Origin of the sequence: Actinoplanes sp. NBC_00393, assembly GCF_036053395.1 — a bacterium.
Lineage (GTDB): Bacteria > Actinomycetota > Actinomycetes > Mycobacteriales > Micromonosporaceae > Actinoplanes.
Genome location: NZ_CP107942.1, coordinates 9,730,868 through 9,753,058 on the forward strand (window position 1 = coordinate 9,730,868; position 22,191 = coordinate 9,753,058).

Annotated in this window: 13 protein-coding genes and 2 pseudogenes; 7 read left to right on the forward strand and 8 right to left on the reverse strand. The window is 69.6% G+C overall.

The annotated features are described in order from the left end of the window. The first annotated feature begins 21 nt into the window (after window positions 1–21). Window positions 22–1,587 carry an APC family permease gene (locus OHA21_RS45160; protein WP_442875208.1) on the forward strand — a complete coding sequence of 522 codons (1,566 nt, stop codon included), beginning with the start codon at window positions 22–24 and terminating at the stop codon, window positions 1,585–1,587. Window positions 1,588–1,610: 23 nt separating this feature from the next. Beyond that, on the forward strand, window positions 1,611–2,225 hold the full coding sequence (locus tag OHA21_RS45165; protein WP_328466036.1) for a GNAT family N-acetyltransferase: 615 nt from the start codon (window positions 1,611–1,613) through the stop codon (window positions 2,223–2,225). A gap of 18 nt (window positions 2,226–2,243) precedes the next feature. Here OHA21_RS45165 and OHA21_RS45170 read toward each other — a convergent pair whose 3' ends face one another. Continuing rightward, on the reverse strand, window positions 2,244–2,798 hold the full coding sequence (locus tag OHA21_RS45170) for a hypothetical protein (protein ID WP_328466038.1): 555 nt from the start codon (window positions 2,796–2,798) through the stop codon (window positions 2,244–2,246). 567 nt (window positions 2,799–3,365) lie between these two features. Between OHA21_RS45170 and OHA21_RS45175 the strand changes: the two genes are divergently transcribed. Further along, window positions 3,366–5,120: a cellulase family glycosylhydrolase gene (locus OHA21_RS45175; RefSeq protein ID WP_328466040.1), complete on the forward strand. Its 1,755-nt coding sequence runs from the start codon at window positions 3,366–3,368 to the stop codon at window positions 5,118–5,120. 263 nt (window positions 5,121–5,383) lie between these two features. Here the strand turns inward: OHA21_RS45175 and OHA21_RS45180 are convergent, their stop codons facing one another. From OHA21_RS45180 to OHA21_RS45190, 3 genes are all read right to left on the reverse strand, one after another. After that, on the reverse strand, window positions 5,384–6,019 hold the full coding sequence (locus OHA21_RS45180) for a LysE family translocator (RefSeq protein WP_328466042.1): 636 nt from the start codon (window positions 6,017–6,019) through the stop codon (window positions 5,384–5,386). Between the two features lie 64 nt (window positions 6,020–6,083). After that, window positions 6,084–8,915, reverse strand: coding sequence for a glycoside hydrolase family 3 C-terminal domain-containing protein (locus tag OHA21_RS45185; RefSeq protein ID WP_328466044.1), 2,832 nt, complete (start codon window positions 8,913–8,915; stop codon window positions 6,084–6,086). 163 nt (window positions 8,916–9,078) lie between these two features. Beyond that, on the reverse strand, window positions 9,079–10,260 hold the full coding sequence (locus OHA21_RS45190; protein ID WP_328466046.1) for an ROK family protein: 1,182 nt from the start codon (window positions 10,258–10,260) through the stop codon (window positions 9,079–9,081). A 172-nt stretch (window positions 10,261–10,432) separates the two neighbouring features. Here OHA21_RS45190 and OHA21_RS45195 point away from each other — a divergent pair, with 172 nt between their 5' ends. Genes OHA21_RS45195 through OHA21_RS45205 form a run of 3 tightly spaced genes read left to right on the forward strand, consistent with a single transcriptional unit; the run spans window position 10,433 to window position 14,033 of the window. Next, entirely contained in the window at window positions 10,433–12,094 is a 1,662-nt protein-coding gene (locus OHA21_RS45195) for an extracellular solute-binding protein (protein WP_328466048.1), read from the forward strand. Then, the gene (locus OHA21_RS45200; RefSeq protein WP_442875015.1) at window positions 12,091–13,101 is read left to right on the forward strand and encodes an ABC transporter permease; all 1,011 of its coding nucleotides are present in this window, start codon (window positions 12,091–12,093) and stop codon (window positions 13,099–13,101) included. The genes OHA21_RS45195 and OHA21_RS45200 overlap by 4 nt, the downstream gene beginning before the upstream one ends. Continuing rightward, window positions 13,098–14,033 (forward strand): carbohydrate ABC transporter permease, encoded by a 936-nt coding sequence (locus tag OHA21_RS45205; protein WP_328466050.1) that lies wholly within the window; start codon window positions 13,098–13,100, stop codon window positions 14,031–14,033. The genes OHA21_RS45200 and OHA21_RS45205 overlap by 4 nt, the downstream gene beginning before the upstream one ends. 601 nt (window positions 14,034–14,634) lie before the next feature. Here OHA21_RS45205 and OHA21_RS45210 read toward each other — a convergent pair. The 3 genes and pseudogenes from OHA21_RS45210 to OHA21_RS45215 all read right to left on the reverse strand — a co-directional run bounded on the left by OHA21_RS45210 (window position 14,635) and on the right by OHA21_RS45215 (window position 19,240). Continuing rightward, window positions 14,635–16,304 (reverse strand): annotated as a pseudogene (locus OHA21_RS45210) (ISAzo13 family transposase). Between the two features lie 236 nt (window positions 16,305–16,540). After that, a pseudogene (locus OHA21_RS52860) lies at window positions 16,541–17,053 on the reverse strand (hypothetical protein); the annotation flags it as partial. A gap of 66 nt (window positions 17,054–17,119) precedes the next feature. Continuing rightward, window positions 17,120–19,240, reverse strand: a complete 2,121-nt coding sequence (locus OHA21_RS45215) for a glycosyl hydrolase family 95 catalytic domain-containing protein (RefSeq protein WP_328466052.1) — start codon at window positions 19,238–19,240, stop codon at window positions 17,120–17,122. Window positions 19,241–19,285: 45 nt separating this feature from the next. Here OHA21_RS45215 and OHA21_RS45220 point away from each other — a divergent pair, with 45 nt between their 5' ends. After that, window positions 19,286–21,283 carry a beta-galactosidase gene (locus tag OHA21_RS45220; protein WP_328466054.1) on the forward strand — a complete coding sequence of 666 codons (1,998 nt, stop codon included), beginning with the start codon at window positions 19,286–19,288 and terminating at the stop codon, window positions 21,281–21,283. On the opposite strand, the gene ftrA is transcribed toward OHA21_RS45220, so the two are convergent. Then, window positions 21,171–22,157 (reverse strand): transcriptional regulator FtrA, encoded by a 987-nt coding sequence (ftrA, locus tag OHA21_RS45225; RefSeq protein WP_328466056.1) that lies wholly within the window; start codon window positions 22,155–22,157, stop codon window positions 21,171–21,173. The two genes, OHA21_RS45220 and ftrA, sit on opposite strands and share 113 nt — an antisense overlap. Window positions 22,158–22,191: the final 34 nt, after the last annotated feature.

Consider the following 22,191-nt stretch of genomic DNA (forward strand, 5'->3'; position numbering starts at 1 on the left):
CACCACCTCCACCAGCACAACATGGATCAATGGGCCGGGCGGCTCCTGCTGGACCGTAAGGGGCCCTCCGAGCCGGACATCGTCACGCGCGCGCTGGCCAGCAACCGGATGGGTGTCCCGTCCGTCGTGTTCTTCGGCGTTGCGGGCGCCGCGCCACTCACTGTGATCATCGGCTCCATCTCGGCCATCTACGCCATTCAGGGCAGCACGGCGGTCCCGATCGCCTATCTGGTGGTGGCCGGCATTCTGTCGCTGTTCACCGTGGGCTTCGTCGCGATGAGCCGGCACATCGTCAACTCCGGCGCGTTCTACTCGTACATCAGCCATGGGCTGGGCCGGGTCGTCGGCGTCGGGGCGGCGTTCGTGGCGCTTCCCGCGTACTCGCTCATGCAGATCGGTCTCTTCGGCCTGTTCGGAGTGGCTGCCTCCGGCATTCTCGCCGAGCTGGGCCTGCAGGCCTCCTGGTATGTGTGCGCCCTGGTGGCCTGGGCGTTGGTGACCGTGCTGGGGGTGCTGTGGGTCGACCTGAGCGGCCGGGTGCTCGCCGTGCTCCTGGTCGCCGAGATCAGCATCGTCCTGATCTACGACTTCGTCATGGTGTCCAACCCGGCGGGAGGCGAGATCAGCTTCGCCACGCTGTCGCCGGCGCCGCTGCTGACGCCGGTCGTCGGCACACTCCTGGTGCTTGCCATCGCAGGCTTCGTGGGCTTCGAGGCCACTGTCGTGCTGTCCGAGGAGGCTCGCGACCCGAAGCGGACGATCGCCCGCGCGACCCACCTCGCGGTGCTGCTCGCCGGCCTGCTGTGCGGCCTCTCCGCCTGGGCGATGTCGGTGACCACCGGCCCGGACCAGATCCTCGGGGTCGCCGCCGAGCACCAGACCGATCTGGTCTTCACCCTGGTCGGGCCGCATCTGCCGGCCGCGCTCGTAGACATCGGGTACGTCCTGTTCATGACCAGTGTCTTCGCGGCGTTGCTCGCGTTCCATGCCGCGGTGGCGCGCTACCAGTTCGCGCTCGGCCGGGAGGGCGTGCTGCCGTCCGCCTGGGGTTACACGCATCCGCGAACCGGTGCGCCGCTGGTCGGCTCGATCACCCAGAGCGTGCTCGCCCTGATCGTCATCAGCGCCTACGCTGCGGCCGGCGCCGAACCGCTGCTCTACCTCTTCGCCTGGCTGACCACGATCGGCGGTCTCGGCGTGCTGATCCTGATGTGGTCGGCTTCGGCCGCGGTGATCGCGTTCTTCCAGCGACATCGCCGCGGAGAGAACGTCTGGCGTGCCTATGTCGCGCCGTTCCTGGCCTTCCTGCTGCTCTCCATCGTGCTGGCGGCGACGATCATCGGCTTCGGTGAGTTGCTGCAGGTGTCCAGTGATTCGGTCTTCCAATGGCTGATCCCGGTGGCCTACCTGGGCGTGGCCGCGATCGGCTTCATCTGGGCCCTGATCATGCGGGCGGTCCGGCCCGACCTGTACGCGGCGATCGGTCGTGGTGCCGACGTCCGGGTGATCGCACCGGCCGACACCGACTTCCCGGACGTGCTACCACCTCCGGCCGCGCCGGTGGGATCCCGCGGCCACCACTACTGAAGTCTTGACCGAGAGAGGAAACGATGACGTACGCCATCCAGGAACTGGTCATCCGGGATGTCAGCCCGGTCGACACTGACGAGATCACCGATCTCGTCGCCGAGGCGATGCGCGATGGTCCGGTCGCCCGGTGGCTGCATGCCGATCCTGACGTACGCCGCCGGGAAGCGCCCCACTACTTCGCGATCTTCGTCGATCACGCCACCCGGTACGGCGAGGTCTACGCCACTGCCGACGGGGAGAGCGGCCGGCTGACCGGTGTGGCCCTGTGGTTCCCGCTGACCTCGCTGATTCCGCCGCCGGTCGATTATGAGCGCCGGCTGAAGGAGGCGGCCGGGGATGCCTTCGACCGGGCCTGTCAGTTGGACGCCGCGATCGAAGAGCGCCACCCGTTCGAACCGCACCACTACTTGGCGTTCCTTGCCGTGCGTCCGGACAGTCAGAACCGCGGCATCGGAAGCGCCTTGCTCGATCGTCATCACGCCCGGCTCGACCACGCCGGGATCCCGGCCTATCTGGAGGCCAACGATCCCCGGAACCGTGACCTCTACCTGCGGCACGGTTATCAGATCCGCTCCGTGATCGAGCTACCCGACGGGCCTCCGCTCTGGACGATGTGGAGGTCGCCTATGGCATGACAGAACGCATCATCCCGTCTACGCGGCGGAGGGGAACTCGTACAGCCAGAACGACTGCTGGTCGATGCGGTTGAATCGCATGTTGTTGTTGCACAGCCGGCCGACCATGAGCCGGAAGATGCGGGACATGTGTCGCACCTCGTCGTTGTAGGTGCAGATGTCCAGACCGACCAGGCCGTTCTGGGTGGCCGCCACCAGGTACATCTGCTCGACCATTTGCGCGAACGCCTCCCGGCCCTGGGCATGGGGGTTGACCGCGACGAACACGATGTACCAGATTCTCTTGGCTGCGTAGTGATCGGGCCAGCGCCGCTCGAAATACTGCGGGGCGATCAACGGGATGGCGTCGAGGTCGTTGGTGTAGCAGGAGATCCCGGAGAGGGTGCCGTCCTCTTCCAAGGCGAGGTACTTGTCGATCCGGGGATCCTGCATGACCTCGTCGAACTCGGACCGGTACATGAGGTGCCGTTGGGCGGCGAGCGTGTTCAATTCCTCGAACGCGTCCTGGTACAGCTTCCAGGCGGCCTCCTGCAGTTGTCCGTCGGTGATCCGGTCGATGACTTTGACGAGCATGGCTGCCCTCCCCGCGGGCCCCGTGCGGAGCTGCCGCTTCATCGCACTGATGTAGATCGATGACAGGTGACCATCACTGTACGAAGCGCAATAGCTCCGCGACAATGCGTGTTCGCGAATTCAATGTGCCAATTCCAGTTAGGAGGGATGCTGTTGGGCAAAACTTTCATGCAACTTGCAAAGTTGCAGGTAGAAGCTGGATCGCACCCGCTGGTGCCGCCGCTGGTAATACGTTGAGACGGGCCGGGAATCGGTTTCAGAAAGAGTGCAGTATCCCGTGGATCAGCCTTTTTGTGGAATGCACCGAGTACTGGCCTCCGTGTGATGAGCACGGTGCGCTCGGCCGGGACGGCACACCCTTCGACGACGTGGCGGGTCGTGATGCCGGTCAGACGGTTGCGGGTCATCCCGGCGGGTAGCACATCCCCCTCTCGCCCGGGATGGCCCGCTCCCATGCGCATCGATCGATTGACATAGTTTGGCCTCCAAACATAATCTGCCGAGATCAGAGCGGGAGCGCTCCCAAGCTCCGTACTCCCGCATCCGCGCGTCCTCATCAGGAGCGTCATGTCGCGTCTACTCGGCACGCGAGGCGTCGGCCTCGTCCTCGCCCTGCTCACCGGCTTGGGCCTCACCGCAGCCGGCGGAATCCCAGCCTCAGCTGCACCGGAAGCCGCGCGGCCGGCCACAGCGGCGCGGGAAGCCGCGGCCGCGGGGGAAGCCGCAGCCGCGCGGGAGATCACGCCCGCCCAGGCCGTCGCCGCCATGCAGCCCGGCTGGAACCTGGGCAACACGTTCGACTCGACCGGGGCCGACGAGACGTCGTGGGGCAACCCGCGCGTCACCCCGGAACTGCTCGACGGCATCCGGGCACAGGGCTTCAAGAGCATCCGCATCCCGGTGACCTGGGGACAGCACCAGGGGCCGGCGCCCGACTACGCCATCGACCCGGCGTACCTGGACCGGGTCAAGGAGGTGGTCGGCTGGGCTCTGGACGACGGCTTCTACGTGATGCTCAACATCCACCACGACTCGTGGCAGTGGATCAACAGCATGCCCAGCGACCACGACACCGTGCTGGCCCGCTACAACGCGATCTGGACGCAGGTCGCCGCGGCCTTCCGGGACGCGTCGCCGCGGCTGGTCCTGGAGAGCGTCAACGAGCCGCAGTTCAACGGCGGTGACCCGGCCGCGCTGCTCGCCGAGCTGAACACGTCCTTCCACCGGATCGTGCGCGGCAGCGGCGGCGGCAACACCAAGCGGCTGCTGGTCCTGCCGACGCTGCACACCTCGTCCGACCAGGTCCACCTGGACAATCTCAGCGCGGAGTTCGCCGCCCTGAACGACCCGAACCTGATCGCGACCGTGCACTTCTACGGGTACTGGCCGTTCAGCGTCAACGTGGCCGGCGGCTACCGGTTCGACGCGACCGCGCAACAGGATCTGCTCGACATGTTCACCCGGATCCACACGTCGTTCGTCGCCAAGGGCATCCCGGTGGTGATCGGCGAATACGGCCTGCTCGGCTTCGACCGGCACACCGGCACCATCGAGCAGGGCGAGAAGCTCAAGTTCTTCGAGCTCTTCGGCGCCCAGGCCCGCGCCCGCAACGTCGCCACCATGCTGTGGGACAACGGCCAGCACTTCGACCGCGTCGCCGGCGTCTGGCGCGACCCCGAACTGTTCGGCCAGATCCGCTCCAGCTGGCGGACCCGCTCCGGCACCGCCGCCAGCGACCTGGTCTTCGTCCGCCGCTCCGCGCCGGTCACCGCGCAGACCATCACCCTGAACCTGAACGGCACCGGCTTCACCCACCTGCGGCTCGGCAACGCCACGCTGCGGCGCGGCCCCGACTACACGGTCTCCGGCGACAAGCTCACGCTCACTGCCGGGTTGCTCACCCGACTGACCAAGACCCAGGGGTACGGCGTAAGCGCTTCACTCTCCCTCCGATTCTCCCGGGGCGTCCCGTGGCGGCTGGACGTCGTCAGTTACGACACTCCGGTGCTCTCCGCCGCGACCGGGACGACGGCGTCGTTCGCCGTGCCGACGGTCTTCAACGGTGACCGGCTCGCCACGATGACGGCCACCTACGCGGACGGCACCAACGCCGGACCGCACGGCTGGACTCCGTACAAGGAGTTCGACCGGGCGTTCGCCCCCGACTACACCGCCGGCGCCATCAAGCTGACCCCGGACTTCTTCGCCGAGGTCACCGACAGCTCCCCGGTGACGTTGAAGTTCTACTTCTGGAGCGGCGAGATCCTGACCTACCAGGTCACCCGCTCCGGCAGCGAGGTGACCGGCACGCCGGCCGCCTGACCATCCGGCTCCGCTGCCGGTGGCACCGAAACAGCCACCGGCAGCCCAGCCCAGCCCGAGCCCGGCCCAGCCCGAGCCCGGCCCAGCCCGAGCCCGGCCCAGCCCGAGCCCGGCCCAGCCCGAGCTTGAGCCGAAGCCCGGCCCAGCCCAGCCCAGCCCAGCCCAGCCCGAGCTTGAGCCGAAGCCCAGCCCAGCTTGAGCCGAAGCCCGGCCCAGCCCAGCTTGAGCCGAAGGAAGCCCAGCCCAAGCCGGCCAGGACCGGCTCAGGGCGCTGTGGAGGCGGCCAGGCGGATGCCGAGGCCAACCATCACGGCGCCCGTCAAGGCGTCGAGAGAGCGCCGTACAGCCGGCCGGGCCAGGACGCGGCGCAGGGCGGCGACGAGGTTGGCCACCGTGAAGAACCAGGCGACGGTGACGGCCACCGCGACCAGCGACAGCAGCAGCACGTCGGCGGTGGCCCCGTCGACCGGGACGAACTGTGGCAGCACGGCGATGAAGAAGACGCCGGCCTTGGGGTTGAGCACGTTGCACAGCAGCCCGTCGCGGAACGACACCCAGGCGCGGGCCGAGGTCTGTGGTCGGTCCTCCTGATCGAGCGGGCCACCACCGCGCTTCGCCGCGAGCAGGGCGCTGACGCCCAGCCAGAGCAGGTAGGCCGCGCCGGCCATCTTGACGACCGTGAAGGCCACCGCGGAAGCGGTCAGCAGCGCGGCCACCCCCATCGCCGCGGCGACCGACCACACGAACACGCCCACGGCGATCCCGAGGCCCGCGACCATCCCGTGCACCCGGCCGGCCACCACCGACCGCCGCACCACGACCGCGAAATCCGGCCCGGGTGATGCCGCGGCCAGCGCGATCACCCCCGCGAACGCCACCGTCTGCCCGACCGTCGTCATATCGCCTCCTCAGGTCCGCAGCCACTGTGCCACGCCCCTCCGACACTTTCGGAGCCGCGGACCGTCAGGGCTCGAACGAGACCTGGGCGACGGTGATGCCGGGCCGGTCGAAGAGCACGAACACGCTGTGCACGCCGCCCACCGGAGGCGCCGAGACGACCACCTCAGTCAGCGCTTCCCGTTCGGTCACCACCGGCACGGGCAGCGTGGCCAGGACCGGACCCGCGTACGGATCGATCAGCCGGAGAGTGACCGATCCGCCCTCCGCACCTGCCACGGTGGCCCGCACCCGGGACAGCGCTCCGGTGAGGTCGACCTCGTCGAAGACTGCCCAGGCACCGGGGGCGACGCTGCGCAGCCCCTCGGCCGGGTCGCCGTGGACCGGTACCGGAGTCGTCGCGTCGTACCCATCGTTGTCGATCAGACGCAGGCCGGTCCGCGGACAGCGGGCCGGGATGGTTTCGCCGCGGACGCGCAGCGTCGTGGTCAGGGCCCAGTCGGTGCTGGACCGGCCCACCGCGACGGTGTGCCCGGCGTCCTCGACCACCCAGCGGGACCGCGTGACGTCCCAGAACGCCAGATCAGCCACCGGGAGCCGCAACGTCACCGTGGAGCGTTTGCCGGGGGCCAACCGGATCCGCTGGTAGCCGCGCAACCGGCGGACCGGCTGCTTGACCCGGGACCGCTGCTGCCGGGTGTAGAGCTGCACCACCTCGTCGCCGGGCCGCTCGCCGGTGTTGATCACGTCGACGCTGACCGTCACGATGTCGTCGAGGTCGGCGGAACTGCTGCTCAGGCGCAGGTTTTCGTAGCGGAACGTGGTGTACCCGAGGCCGTGGCCGAACGGGAAGAGCGGGGTGCCGCGGTAGTAGAGGTAGGTGGCGTCGGCGGCGACGATGTCGTAGTCGAGCAGGTCGGGCAGCTCGGCGGCGTCGGCGTACCAGGTCTGGGTGAGGCGGCCGGTGGGCTCGCTGCCGAAGAGGACGTCGGCCAGGGCGTCACCGTGCTCCTGGCCGCCGTGCGCGGACCAGAGCAGAGCCGGCAGGTTCTTCTCGGCCCAGCCCACCGCGTACGGATAACTGCTGGTCAACACCAGCACGGTACGCGGATTCGCAGCCGCCACCGCCCGCATCAGGTCGTCCTGTGTCCCGGGCAGCGCGAGGTCCCGCCGGTCCTCGGTCTCCCGTCCGGCGACCAGCGGGTGGTTACCGAGGGCGAGCAGCACCGTGTCGGCCTCGGCGGCCACCGCGGCGGCCGCGGCGACCCCGTCGACCAGCAGGTCCACAGTGAACACCGTCGCGTCCGCAGCCGCCGGGGCGGACGTCCGGACCAGGCCGGCGGCGTCGACCGCGAGGTACTGACCGCTCTGCACGTGCCGCACCAGCACGCCGTCGTCGACCGGCTCGAACCGGAACGTCTCGCGGACCTCCCACCCGTTCGGCCCGGGCCGGTCGCTGACCAGCTCGTGCGCCTGCGGGCCGAGGCCGTCCGCTCCGAGGCAGAGGCCGGTCGACACGGCCCGCAGCGCGAACGTCTCCTGTCCCCAGTCGAGCACGTCGAAGAGCGCTGTGTCGGGGATGGTGTCGTTTGCGCGTACCGAGACGGGTTGTGAAGGGACTGCGGTGAGCAGGCCGGAAGCGCAGCGCAAGGCGATGCGATCCGTGCCCTCGTGGTGCAGCACCGAGCCGGCGCCGAGGCGCCGTGCGAGGCTGTCGCGCAGTGTCGTGCGGTACGGCGGAGTCCCGCTGTACCAGTCGTCGAACGTCACGTCGGCGAGCGGCCCGATCACCGCGACCCGTCCGGCGCCGGCCGGATCGAGCGGCAGGATGCCGTCGTTGCTGAGCAGCACCACCGCGGCCCGGGCGGCCTCGCGGGCCAGCGTCCGGTGCTCCGCGCAGTCGATGACCTCCGGGCCGATCTCCCGGTACGGATCGTCCTCCGGGTTGAACTCGCCGAGCCGGATCCGCACCGACAGGATGTGCCGCACCGCGTCGTCCACATCGGACTCGGTGAGCAGCCCGGCCTGCACCGCGGTGGTGAGGCGCTCAATCGTGGCGTCGTGATCCTCGGTGAGGCAGTCGATGCCGGCCCGGATCGCGGCGGCGAACCCGGCCACGTGGTCGTCGTGCCAGTGCTGGTCGCCCGCGAGGTTGTGCACCGCCCACGCGTCGCCGACCACCATCACGTCGTCCTCGGGCCACGACCGCAACGTCTCGTTGATCAGCGGGCTGAGGTGCGCCGGACGCCCGTTGACCAGGTTGTACGACGCCATCACGGCCACCGCCGCGCCCTCGGCCAGGGCCGGGCGGAAGGCGGGCAGCTCGTACTCGTGCAGCACCCGGGGCGGCATGTTGCTGGAGGTCAGGCAGCGGTCGGTCTCGTTGTTGTAGGCCAGGAAATGCTTGAGGGTGGGCGCGGTGCGCAGCCAGAACGGGTGGTCGCCGCGCAGGCCACCGGCGTACGCGGTGCTGAGCACCCCGGTCAGCCAGGGGTCCTCGGCGAAGCCCTCCTCGTTGCGGCCCCACCGGGGGTCGCGAAGGAGATTGACCACCGGCGCCCAGACGTTGAGTCCCACGTTCTCCGGGTCGCGGTGATGCATGGCACGGACCTCGGTGCCGACCGCCACACCGACACGGCGCAGCAGATCGGGGTTCCAGGTGCTGGCCAGCCCGACCGCCTGGGGGAAAGCGGTCGCGGTGCCGAGCCAGGCGACGCCGTGCAGGGCCTCGGTGCCGGTGCGGAAACCGGTGATGCCGAGCCGCGGGACCGGGGCCTGCTGCTGGTGGAGCAGGCCGATCTTCTCCGCCAGGCTGAGCCGGCCCAGAAGGTCGGAGACCCGCGTGGCGAGTTTCTGGTGCGGGTCGCGAAAGACGATGCGCGTGGGGGAATCGATCACAACGTGTTCCTTCGGGGCCGAGCCGGTGTGTCGAAGCGCTTCGACAATGGGGATGGCGAGTGATTTCGTCAATGTTTCGGTCGGAGTTCCCTGAGGCTCGCACCCCTGTTACGTCTGGGTCAAGGCACGACGGCCATGTTTGACCATCGATTTCCCGGGTGCGTCAGGCCGGGATCAGGCGGGGCAGCGCCCCGGTGTCCACCCTGTCCAGATGCGTGACGGCGCCGCCGAGCGCGGCCGCGTGCAGCCCGAGCGTCGAAGCGACCAGCCGGGCGCCACCCGCGTCCGGTGCGAGGGTGTGCCGGGCCAGCTCCGCCTCGGCGGCGGGGATCAACCACTCGGCGAGCGCCGCGTAGTGGTCGCCGAGCACGATCAGCTCGGGGTTGACCAGGTTGGTCACCAGTGCGAGGCCCCGCCCGAGGTGGCAACCGGTGTCGCGCAACGCGCCCAGGGTGGTGGCGTCACCGGCCTTGGCCTGCACGATCAACTGCTCGATCGCCGGGGTGAGATCGCCGAACGACTCCGGGTCGAGCTCCGGCAGGGCGCGGCGAACCAGCGCCTCGACGCCGGCCAGGTCCTGCAGCGTGGGTGCGCCGGCCGGACCGAGCGCAAACCGTCCGATCTGGCCGGTGAAGCCGTGCGCGCCGTGCAGCAGGCGGCCGTCGACGACGATGCCGACTTCGATGCCGGCCGCACCCGAGACGAACGTCAGGTTCGCGCCGCCCGGATGCCCGCCGTGCCGCTGCTCGGCGACCGCGGCCAGACCGGCGTGGTTGGCCACCGCCACGGTCAGGCCGGACTGCCGCAGCGAGCCGGACAGCACGTCGTGCAGATCGACGTCGGCCCAGCCGAGGGGCGGCGAGAGCCGGACCGTGCTGCCGTCGGCGACCAGGCCGGGCACGGCCACGGTCAGGCCGAGGACGTGCCGGCCCTGCTGGCGCACCCGGGAGGCGGCGCGCTGGGCGAGCGCGGTGATCGCGCTGACCGCCCGGCCGGGGTGGTCGGTTTTTTCGAAGGCGCGGTGCCACAGCAGCAGTTGCTCACCGGCGAAGTCGACCGCGAGCGCGGTGAGGCGGTCGGCCGCGATCTGCAGGCCGATCGCCGCATAGGCCGAACCGTCCAGGGACAGCTCGGTCGCCGGCCGCCCGATCCGGTTGCCGGTGAGGCCGGTCTCGCGCAGCAGCCGCTGCCCGATGAGGTCGCTGGTCAGGCTGGAGACGGTGGCCTTGTTGAGCCCGGTCGACGCGGCGATCGCGGCGCGCGAGCTGGGCCCGTTGGCGCGCAGGTGAGTGAGCACCACCGCGAGATTGGTGGCGCGCACGTCGGTGAAGTCGGCCGTCTTCACATCGTCATCTTGCCGCATCACAGCGGTTCGTCGTCTCCCTGTTTCGGTGCCGCCGGATGGGTGCGCTCCCAAATGCTTCTTGTCGGGGCTTCACCGCGTCGGTTAGCTTGTGCTCGATGTACTTAGTTTAGACGCTAACCAAACTAAACCCATAACGGAAGGGTGGTGCGCCGTGCAGGGCGCGTCGACGAACAGGCGGAACTTCCTGGGGCTGGTCGGCCTCGGTGCGGCTTCACTCGCGAGCGGCGGAGTGCTGGCCGGATGCAGCAAGGAGCCGGGCGCGAAAGGTTCGGCGACCACCGCCGAGCAGGCCGCCGGTGTGGTCCCCAACTTCAAGGACTCGACCCTGGTCCCGCCCGACGTCAAGGGCGTCCGGCCGATGGCGGACGGCTACGTGAAGTACCCGACGTCGCTCGCCGATGCGGTCACCGAGAAGGCGGTCAGCAGCGGCAAGCCGGTGACGGCCAGCACCCCGTGGTGGGGCCCGGCGCCGCCGACCGCGAACAAGCTGGTCGCTGCGGTCAACGCCGACATGGGTGCGGAGGTCAAATTCAGCATCCAGGACGGCAATACGTACGGCGACAAGCTGAACACCATGCTCGGCGCCCGGGACGTGCCCGAGCTGACCTGCATCCCGGGCTGGGAGATCAACAAGCTGGCCCGGTTCTCCGAGGGCGTGCACGCGCTCTTCGAGGACCTCACGCCGTACCTGTCCGGGGACAAGGTGAACGCCTACCCGCTGCTGGCTGGCCTCGACACCAAGGCCTGGCAGGACTCGGTGTGGGGCGGCAAGTTGATGGGCGTCCCGTTCCCCACCGATTCGCCGTACCCGTCTCTGCTGTACTACCGCAAGGACGTCGCCGACGAGCGTGGCATCGCAGCGCCGACCACACTCGATGAGCTTTATGACTTCGCCAAGAAGTTCACCAACCCGGACAAGGGTGAGTGGGCGCTCGGCGACATCTGGCTCGAGGTGCAGCAGATCTGCGGTGCCGGCGGCTCCGAGAACGGCTGGCTGAAGACGGCCGACGGCAAGGTCGTGCACCGTATGGAGTTGCCCGAGTACAAGCGGGCCGTCGAGTTCATGACCCGGCTCTACGCCGAGAAGCTGGTCCACCCGGACGTGGCGGGCAGTAAGGGCGGCGACACCGGTGCCCTGTTCAAGGGCGGCAAGATCTTCATGTACGGCACCGGCGGCGGCGCCTGGAAGGAGACTTGGCGTCCGGCCGTCCAGATCAACCCGAAGTTCAACATGCAGGCCATCAAGGTCTTCGGCGCGGACAAGGGCAAGCCGCCGGTCCGCTGGCAGACCAATCCCTCCATCATGTGGACCTTCATCAAGAAGGGCCTCGGGCAGGAGCGCACCCAGGAGCTGCTGCGCGTCCTCAACTACACCGCGGCGCCGTTCGGCTCCAAGGAGTACGAGCTGCAGAACTTCGGCGTCGAGGGCACCCACTTCAAGCGGGACGCCAACGGCGCGCCGGTCACCAACGACCTGTGGGTCAAGGAGTTCGCGAACCAGTTCATCTTCCTCGGCGGGCGGCCCCCGGTCGTGGTCGGCGGGCCGGACATCCCCACGTACGCCGAGGACTTCGTGAACTGGGGCAACGACGCCGCGCAGTACCTGGAGACGAACCCGTGGTCCGGCATCAAGGTGGAGACGCCGAGCCAGCAGGCGGCCCTCGCACAGCCCACCGAGGACAAGATCACCGACATCATGCGCGGCCGGACACCGATCGGCGACTTCGAGAAGGTGGTCTCCGAGTGGCGGGCCGCCGGTGGTGACGCGGGCCGTGACTTCTACGCCAAGGTTCTGGCTGACAACGGACGATGAGCGCGCCACCTGTTGCCGCTGAGCCGGACGTCACGGCGAAGAAGGCGAAGAAGAACGTCAAGGCGGTCTCGCGGCAGCAGCTGACCTTCGGGCAGCGGCTGCAGCGGGACTGGCCGCTGCTGCTCATGTGCCTCCCGGCGATGGCGTTGCTGCTGGTGTTCCACTACATCCCGGCGCTCGGCAACGTCATCGCCTTCCAGGACTACAACCCGTTCGTCGGGGACGACCCGCTGGAGGCGTTCCTCTACAGCGAGTGGATCGGGTTCGGCAACTTCGAGTACCTGTTCAAGAACCCGGCGTTCTGGGACTCGGTGCTCACCACCCTGTCGATCACCGCGTTCCAGCTGGTGTTCTACTTCCCGATCCCGATCCTGCTGGCCATCCTGCTGAACAGCATCATGTCGCCACGCATCCGGTCGCTGGTGCAGAGCGTCGTCTACCTGCCGCACTTCTTCAGCTGGGTGCTGGTGGTCTCGCTGTTCCAGATGATGCTCGGCGGCGCCGGCCTGATCGCGCAGACCGCGCGGGAAGCCGGGTACACCGCGCCGGACATCATGACCAACCCGGACACGTTCATATTCCTGATCACCTCGCAGGCGATCTGGAAGGACGCCGGCTGGGGCATGATCGTCTTCCTGGCGGCGCTGGCGGCCATCGACCCCTCGCTCTACGAGGCGTCGGCCGCGGACGGTGCCGGCCGGTGGCGGCGGATGTGGCACATCACCCTGCCCGGCCTGCGGTCGGTCATCGTGCTGCTGCTGATCCTGCGGTTGGGCGACGCGCTCAACGTCGGTTTCGAGCAGTTCGTGCTGCAACGCGAGATGGTCGGCCGGGAAGCGGCCGAGGTGCTCGACACGTACGTCTACTACCAGGGCATCGCGGTCCAGCAGTGGGGTGTCGGCGCAGCTGCCGGCCTGTTCAAAGCCGTGGTCGGAATCCTCCTCATCGTGGGCGCCAACAAACTGGCGCACCGGTTCGGCGAGCAAGGGATCTATTCGAAGTCATGAGCGCAGAAACCGTGATCCGGCCCCGCCGCAAGTCGTCCCGGCCGGTGTGGGAGGAGAAGCCCACACTGCTCGGCCAGTTCGGCAAGGGCACGATCCTCACCGTGGTGGTGGCGGTCGTGCTGGTGCCGCTCTGGGTAGTGGTGATCACCAGCCTCTCGTCAGAGAAGACGATCAACGAGGCGGGTGGTTACGTCTTCCTGCCGCGCGAGTTCGATCCCCGCGCGTACGTGGTGATCTTCTCCGGCGGCCAGGTCACCGACGCGATCCTGGTCAGCACCGTGGTCACCATCGCCGGAACGGCGCTGAGCCTGCTGGTCACCGTGCTCGCCGCCTACGGCCTGTCCCGGCCCGGCACCCTCGGGCACAAACCGATCCTCTTCTACTTCCTGCTCACCTTCCTGATCTACCCCGGCATGATCCCCGCCTACCTGGTGGTCACCGGCCTGGGCTTGAAGGACAACCTGCTCGCGCTGATCCTGCCCACCGCGATCAGCGCGTTCAACCTGGTCGTGCTGCGGGCCTTCTTCATGAACATCCCGGCCGAGCTCTACGACAGCGCCCGCATGGACGGCGCCGGCGAACTGCGCATCCTCCTCCGGATCGTGCTGCCACTCTCCAAGGCGGTGACCGCGGTGGTCGGGCTGTTCTACGCGGTCGGGTACTGGAACGCCTTCTTCAACGCGATCCTCTACATCGACCGCAACGATCTGCAGCCGGTCCAGCGGGTGCTGCAACAGTTCATCCTGGCCGGGCAGTCACCGTCCACGTCCGGCGCGGCCATCGCCATCCCGGGCCTCGGTTCGACGGTGCCACCCAGCCTGGCGATCAAGATGGCGGTGGTCGTGGTGACCATCGTGCCCGCGCTGATCATCTATCCGTTCGTCCAGCGCCACTTCACGAAGGGCGTCATCATCGGCGCGGTCAAGGGCTGAGCCCGGCAATTCCTGCTTTTGGTACGGGTTTGCCCCGCTCCCGCCGAATCGGACCCGTCCCCGCTCGACCACGCGAGCCGGCAGTGACTCCAGGCCCCACCGCGCCCGCCGGGCCCATGCAGGTGGTCGCAGTGGCCAGCCCTCATTCGCCGCCGCGGCTGATGTGCCGGGTCTGCCGGCACACTGCGTCGGCAGCGGCCTGTCGTTCTCTGCGCAGGCGACGGCCCAGGGCGCCGAGCCGTCGCGGCCCCAACGTGCCCGCCGGGCTGAAGCACGCCGTCACCCCTACAGCAGCGGCGCCCCGGTCGCCCCGAGCCGCCGCTCACGCATGTAACCGGGACCGTGTTCGGTGCTTCAGTGGCGGCTGGGGGTGGTGAGCCGCCGCTCAGGCACGTAACCGGGGTCGTGTTCGGTGCTTGAGTGGCGGCTGGGGGTGGTGAGCCGCCGCTCAGGCACGTAACCGGGGTCGTGTTCGGTGCTTGAGTGGCGGCTGGGGGGTGGTGAGCCGCCGCTCAGGCATGTAACCGGGGCCGTATTTGATGCCTCAGTGGCGGCTGGGGGTGGTGAGCCGTCGCTCAGGCATGTAAGGGCTCGTCGATTTTTAACTCGCTGTTTTGATCAAGGCGGGTGCGGTGAATCCGGCGGCGCGGGTGTGAGCGGCGAGGTCGGTGTGGTTGGTGAGGCGGATGTTGCTGGGTTCGATGGGGTGCTGGATTTGGGTGAGCAGGGTGCGGGTGTTGCGGATGGCGACGTTGATGGTGGTGCCGGCGACGCCGAACAGATCGGCGATGACCTTGCGGGGCAGTTGGTAGCGGTCGTGGAGCAAGGTGGCCAGTAGTTGGTGGCTGAGGGTGACGCGGATCTTGCGGCCGCCGCCGCGGGCCGGGCGTGGCCGCGCAGGTTGTGCAGGAACGCTTCGTGTTGGGCTTGATGGGGAACGGTGAGCCGGTTGATCAGGTCGTTCCATGCGCTGTCGGGCATGCCGGTGATGGCCGGGTGCACCAGCGCGGCCAGGTGATGCAGCGGTGGTAGGGCTGTCGCGGGTTCGCCGGCGGGTGTGGCCGGGTCGGGGCGCAGGGTGTAGTTCCAGTCGCCGTGCCAGTCGTGACGGTCGATGGCCAGGGTGCTCATCTGCTCGTCGGTGATGACGACGCCGGTCGGGTAGTGGCCGGTGTCGAGTTCGGCGTGCACGCGCAGCCCGCTGCTGGTGGTGGTCGCGGCGATCGTGTGGACGATGGTCTCGTGGCTGGTCAGGGGTCGTGCCCGCCAGTTCATCGAGATGTGGGCGAACAAGCGATGCTCGATACGGTTCCATTTACTGGTGCCGGGCGGGAAGTGGCAGACGGTGATCGGTAGCCCGATTTCGGCGGCGAGAGCGGCCAGATCCGTTTTCCAGGCGCGAGTGCGGTAGCCGTTGGATCCGCCGGCGTCCGCGGTGATCAAGAGCCGTCCGGCGTTCGGGTAGCGGTCACGGCCGTAGCCGTCCCACCAGCGGCGCAGAGTGGCGACGGCGAACGCGGCGGTGTTGTGGTCGGTGCCGACGGCGACCCAGCCGGTGTCGGCGGCCAGGTCGTAGACCCCGTAGGGGATCACCTGTCCCAGCTGCGGATCGGCGAAGTCGTGGGTGCGGACTACGGCCGGCTCACCGGCAGGCCGCCACTCGCGGCCCTTGTTCGCGAACGCGCCGACGAGTTCCTTCTTCTTCGTATCGACGCTGACGACCGGGTCACCGCTGGACAGATAATCCTTGACCTGCTCGTTGATGTAGCCGAACTGGGCGTCGCGGTCGGGATGGCGTCTGCCTTCCAGAGTCTTGGCATTGCCCTGAAGGCTGAATCCCTCACCGTGCAGCAGAGCAGCGATCGTGTCCGGCCCGGCCTTATGACCCCGCCCGGCCAGTTCCTGCGCAAGGTGGCGCAACGACTTCGTCGTCCATCGCAGCGGCGACATCGGGTCCCCCCGCTCGTCCGGCTCGACCAGCCCCAACAACGCCGGCATCAGAGCGGGATCATGTTCGGTCACCGGCTTCCGGCCGCCACCGGCACGGCGGACCCGGCCCAGCGGCGCCACCCCGGCCTCCAACTCATCGACGCCCGCAGCCACCGTGCCCTCCCGGACCCCGGCAGCTCGCGCTACCGCCCGGATCCCGCCATGCCCCAGCACCCGAGCCTCAGCACCCAGCAGCAACCGGCGTTGCCGCTCGTCCAGATGCGGCAAGATCACCTCAAACTTCGCTGCCAGCCTGCCCCGTTCCTCCTCCGATACCGCCATAACAGATCAACGCATCGAAATCCGCCAAGCAACGGCTTGTTCTTCGACGAGCCCTAACCGGGACTGTATTCGATGCTTCAGTGGCGGCTCGGGGCTGCGAGCCGCCACTCACGCACGTAACCAGGACGGCGGATTAGGGGCGTGGGCGACGGCTGGGGATGGCGCAATCCCGCTCAGCTTAAGTCGATCTTGGCGGCTGAAAGGTCGCCAAACGAACGCTCTCCCACCCGCCAAGATCAACGCGCGTCGAGTGTCATGTGGATCTTCGTGGCTGGCTGTCGCGGCTGTTTCAGTGCCCCGCAAGCAGCCGTGAGAGCCAGCTGGATCTTCGCGGCTGGCTGTCGCGGCTGTTCCAGCGTTCCGCAAGCAGCCGTGAGAGCCAGCTGGATCGCCACCACTGCCACTCCGGCCCGTTGATCATGAGGTTGGGGCGCAATCCTTGATCGAACGGCGGCCGACCGTGCTGGGAATACAAGATCAACCAAGGGTTGGTGACACTGGGGGATGGCCGGCCGTCGGCTACGCAGGTAAGCCGGTTGAGCCGGGCGGGTGGCGAACCGCCGGGTGGGCTGGTCAGCGGGATTCGCAGCTGACTCGTGTGCCGGTGGGGATGCGGCAGGAGCCGGTGCCGCTGCCTCCGTCGGCGAGTTCGCCGGGCACCCCGGGGAACCGGCGGGCTGGGTCCACAGGGAGTCGTCGCCGGAGTCGCCGTGAAGGAGGTCTCGTCCGCTGCCGCCGCGCAGCGTGTCGGCCCCGGAGGCTGTCCGCGCCGGCCTCGCGACCTCTCACCGATAGGCGTGCATGCAACCTAGGAGTCATCCGCAAACCGGGAAGGGCCGTCCAGCGGTCAGTCGCAGCGAGGTCATGCCGCGGGGGTGGGCCAGCTCCACCTCCCGGTCAACAGGAGAAAGCAGGACGGCCTCGAAGCGACCGGGCGACCAGGACAGGTCCACGGTGACCGGCCCGCGGGCGACCAGACCGCGGACCCGCCCGGTGGGCCAGGCGGCCGGCAGCGCGGGCAGCAGGCGGAGCCGGGCGACGCCGTCCGGGCCGGTGTCGCCGCTGCCCAGCAGCATGGCCACGATCAGGGCGGGGAGGCCGCCGGCCAGGTCCACGTTGAACATGTGGTCGCGGTTGTGGGTGGGCACCAGGTTGGGCCGCCAGTAGGCGTCGGCGATTCGTTGCAGGGCCGCGTACGCCTCCTCGGCCAGACCGAGATGTGCTGCCGCGACGCCGAGCAGCGCGAGCCCGTACCCCATCTCGTCGGACGCCCCGCTCAGCCACCACCGCAACCGGGACCGCACGGCGCGCACCGCGGCGGCGCGCAGCGCCGGGTCTGCTTCGACGGCCGGGTCGCCGGCGTAGAGGAAGGGGTAGAGGTGGCTGCTGTGCCGGTGCTGATGGTGGTCCGGGAAGCGCGGATCGATCCATTCGGCCAGCTCGCCGGCGTCGTTGATCCGGTACGCGGGCAGGGCCGCCAGCAACTCCCGCCACCGCGGCTCGTCGGGGTCGCGGAAATCCAGGATGTCGGTGACGGCGAGGAGGTTGCGCAGCAGGTCGGATACGACCTGTACGTCCATTGTGGCGTCCACCGTGGCCTGGTCCCGGTCGCCGCCCGGGTCGTTTTCCGGGGAGTAGGACGGGCTGAACCGGGCCCGCCCGTCGACGATCTCCGCGAACGCCAGGTGGAACGAGGCGACTTCCCGCAGGAACGGCAGCGCCCGCGAGGCGAGGAATTCCCGGTCGCCGGTGTGCTGCCAGTGGTCCAGGTAGAGGCGGCCGAGCCAGGCGGCCCCGGCGGTCCAGAAGGTCAGGCACCAGATCGGGCCGAAGTGGTTCTGCCGGCCGTGTGTGCCGAGGTGCGCCGGCGCGTAGAGGCCGGGCAGGCCGTAGAGGCGCCGGGCGTTCTCCCGGAAGTCGTCGCGCAGGCTGTCGAGCAGGTCGAAGAGCGGCGGCATCAGCTCCGGCGTGCCGGTGGAGTGCACGGCGAGCAGCGCGGCCTGCAGGTTGCCGTCGATGGTCCAGCCGCTGCGCCACGGCGGCGAGTAGGTGCCGCTCCAGACGCCCTGCAGGGTCGGCGGGCGGGTGCCGGTGCTGCTGATGATCGCGTATCGGCCGGCGTCGAAGAGCTGCTGCTCACGCCGCCCGCCGAGGTCCAGCGACACCCGTTCGAAGAGGTCGCGATGCCGCACGGCGTGCTCTTCCAGGAGCGTTTCGAAGCTGCCTTCCGGCAGTTCGGCGAGGGCGGCCGCGGGAGTGCGCAGGCCGGGCACGGTGCGAGCCACGATCAACACCGATTGCGGGGTACGCCGTAAGCGCACCGCCACGGTCCAGCCCTCGAGTGCCCCCGCCCAGCGCGGCCCGGCAAACCGTCCAGTGAGGACCAGGCTGTCCACCGCATATTCGATCGGCCGTTCCGGCACCCCGTCGATCGGCCCGACCGAAACCGTCGCATCGCTGCCGGTGAGCCGCACGACGAGCGCGTCCGCGGCCCGGGAGACGAAGGCGTCGCAGGTCACCCCGGCCCACTCCTGGCGGACCACACCGGTCGCGAAGTCGGTGCCGCGCTGGTAGCCGTCGCCGGGGGAGTCCGGCGTGACGACGATCGTGGCGGCTCCGATCAGCGGATCGATCCAGCGCGTTTCGGCGTACCCCGGATGCTCTTGCACCGCGAGGTCGCAGACAGCCTGAGCCGCGTCGCTGAAGCGCCCGGTGTCGAGGAGTTCGCGCAGTCGCGGCAGCGCCGCGGCGGTGGCCGGCGCCGGGAGCGGCTCGGTGACCGGCTGGAAGAGGTCCTCGTGGGCGAGCGTGAAGCGCAGCGCGGTGGGCGAGCCGTAGCAGAGCGCGCCCTGCCGGCCGTTGCCGCTGATCAGCGCGTGCTCCCAGTCCTCGGTCCTGGTGGCGTCACGGAAGGACGGATTGACTTGGCTCTGCACGGCTCCTACTTTGTTTAGAGATTAAACTAAAGTCAAGGCGGTGCGATGCTTCACTTCGGCGGCGACTACAACCCCGAGCAGTGGCCGGAGGAGGTGTGGGACGAGGACGTCGCGCTGATGCGGCAGGCCGGCGTCACCATCGCCACGGTCGGGGTGTTCGCCTGGTCGAACCTCGAGCCCGAGCCGGGGCGGTACGAGTTCGGCTGGCTCGACCGGGTGCTGGACCGCCTGCACGACGGCGGCATCAAGGTCGCCCTGGCCACCCCGACCGCGTCACCGCCGCCCTGGTTCACCCTGGCCCATCCGCAGGCCATGCCGGTGACCGCCGACGGGGTGCGGCTCACGCACGGTAGCCGCGACACGTATTGCGTCTCCGCCCCGGAGTACCGGGCCGCCGCCCGCACCATCGCCGCCAGGCTGGCCGAACGCTATGCCGGCCACCCGGCGCTGGCGATGTGGCACGTGCACAACGAGTACGGGACCGACTGCCGCTGCGACGCCACCGCCGCGGCGTTCCGGACCTGGTTGCAGAAGCAGCACGGCGACCTGGACACCCTCAACGAGGTGTGGACCACGGCGTTCTGGAGCCAGCGGTACTCGGACTGGGCGCAGATCCTGCCGCCGCGCGCCACGCAGTACCTGCCGAATCCGGCGCACGTGCTGGACTTCCGCCGGTTCCTCTCCGACGAGCTGCTCAGCGGCTATGTCGAGCAGCGCGACCTGCTGCGCGCCGCCAACCCGGACGTGCCGATCACCACCAACTTCGTGCAGGGCGGCTGGGTGAGCGTGGACCACGCGCGCTGGGCCGCCGAGGTCGATCTCGTCGCGGTCGACCACTACCCGGACGACGCCGGGCCGGGCGCCGAGGAGGAGACCGCGTTCGCCGGTGACCTGGCCCGCGGCTGGGGTGGCGGGTCGTGGCTGCTGATGGAGACCGCGCCGAACCTGATCTACACGCGCGGGCGGATGCACGCCAAGGAACCGGGGCGGCTCACCCGGCACAGCCTCGGCTATGTGGCGCGTGGCTCCAACGGGGCGATGTACTTCCAGTGGCGGCAGCCGCGCGGCGGGGCCGAGCTGTTCCACTCGGCGCTGGTTCCGCATGCGGGTCCGGACAGTCCGGTCTTCCGTGAGGCGGTGGGCCTCGGGCGTACCCTCAAAAGCCTGTCTCCGCAGGTTGCCGATGCGGCGCCGCGCACGGCGCGGATCGCGGTGACCTGGGACGCGCCCTCCTGGTGGGCGTTGCAGGGCGGCGGCCGGCCGTCCGCCGACATCGACTACCTGGCCGCGGTCCGGCAGGCCCATCGCGCGCTGTTCCGGTCCAAACTGGAGACCGACTTCGTCTTCCCCGGCGTCTCCACCGACGCCCTCGGCGACTACCGCATGATCGTCGTGCCGCATCTCTACCTGGTGTCGGACGAGGCGGCCGCGGCCTTCCGTGACTATGTGGCGGAAGGCGGGCACCTGGTGGTGGGCCATCTCAGTGGCATCGCGGATCCGGCGGGCCGGATCCGGTTGGGCGGTTACCCGGGCGCCTTCCGCGAGGTTCTCGGGGTACGCGTGGTCGAGTGGCACCCCCAGCCACCGGAGACGGAGTTCGCCCTCGACGACGGCCTGCGGGCTTCCCGATGGGCCGAGCGGGTGGAGACTGCCGGCGCGCAGACGCTGGCCCGGTACACGGCCGGGGTGCTGGCGGGCGCCCCGGCCGTCACCCGCAACCGGTTCGGCGCGGGCTCGGCCTGGTACCTCTCGACCGCCCTGACCGACGACAGCCTCGCCCGGCTGCTGCGGCAGGTGGCGGCCGAGGCCGGGGTGGAGCCGGTGCTGCCCGGGCTGCCGTCGCAGGTGGAGGCGGTACGGCGCGGCGACCTGCTGTTCCTCTTCAACCACGGGCCGGAGGCGGCGACCGTGCCGCTGCCGGAGGGCGAGGTCACCGTGCAGGGCGGCGGATTCCGGACGGTCCGGCCGGCTGGGTGTGGAACGCCCGGCGGTACGCCGACGGGGATGTCTTCATCGCCTGGGCGAAGTGGTGGCGGTAGGTGACCGCGGTCTCGAACCCGACCGCGGTCGCGATCGCCTCGATCGGCGTCCGGGTCGACTCCAGCAGGGCCAGGCTGGCGTGCACCCGCCGGTCGATCAGCCAGCGGATCGGGGTCGTCCCGGTGGCCCGGGCGAAATGCCGCAGATAGGTACGGGCGGACATGTGCGCCCGCTGCGCCAGCACGTCGACCGTGATCGGCTCGGTGAGGTTGCCCAGCGCCCACTCCATGCTCCGGGCCACCCGGGCGTCCTCCGGATCCGCTGTCACCGGGGCCTCGACGAACTGCGCCTGCCCGCCGTCGCGATGCGGTTGCACGACCAGCCGGCGGGCCACCGCGTTGGCGATGGTCGGGCCGTGGTCGCGGCGGATCACGTGCAGGCAGAGGTCCAGGCCGGCGGCGCTGCCCGCGCTGGTCAGCACCGCGCCGTCGTCGATGTAGAGCACCTCCGCGTCGACCTCGACCGCCGGGTGGCGGCGGCGCAGGGCCTCCGCGTACCGCCAGTGGGTGGTGGCCCGGCGGCCGTCCAGCAGACCGGCCCCGGCCAGCGCGAACGCGCCCGAGCAGATCGACATGATCCGGGCGCCGCGGTCGTGGGCGGTCCGGAGAGCCTCGACCAGGGCCGGTGACGGGTCGACGCGGACGTCCGGCACACCGGGCACGATCAGCGTGTCGGCGGCGGCGAACGCGTCCAGGCCGTGCTCGGTGTGCAGCGTGGCGCCGCCGACCAGCCGGACCGGGCCGGGCGACTCGGCGCAGATGGTCAACTCGTACCAGGGGACGTCGAACTCGGGGCGGGGCAGCCCGAAGACCTCGGTGACGATGCCCATCTCGAAGACCGACATGCCCTCGTAGGCGAGCACCGATACCGTCCGCATGGCGGAATCTTAGCGAGAGGTGTCTCCCGCGCCA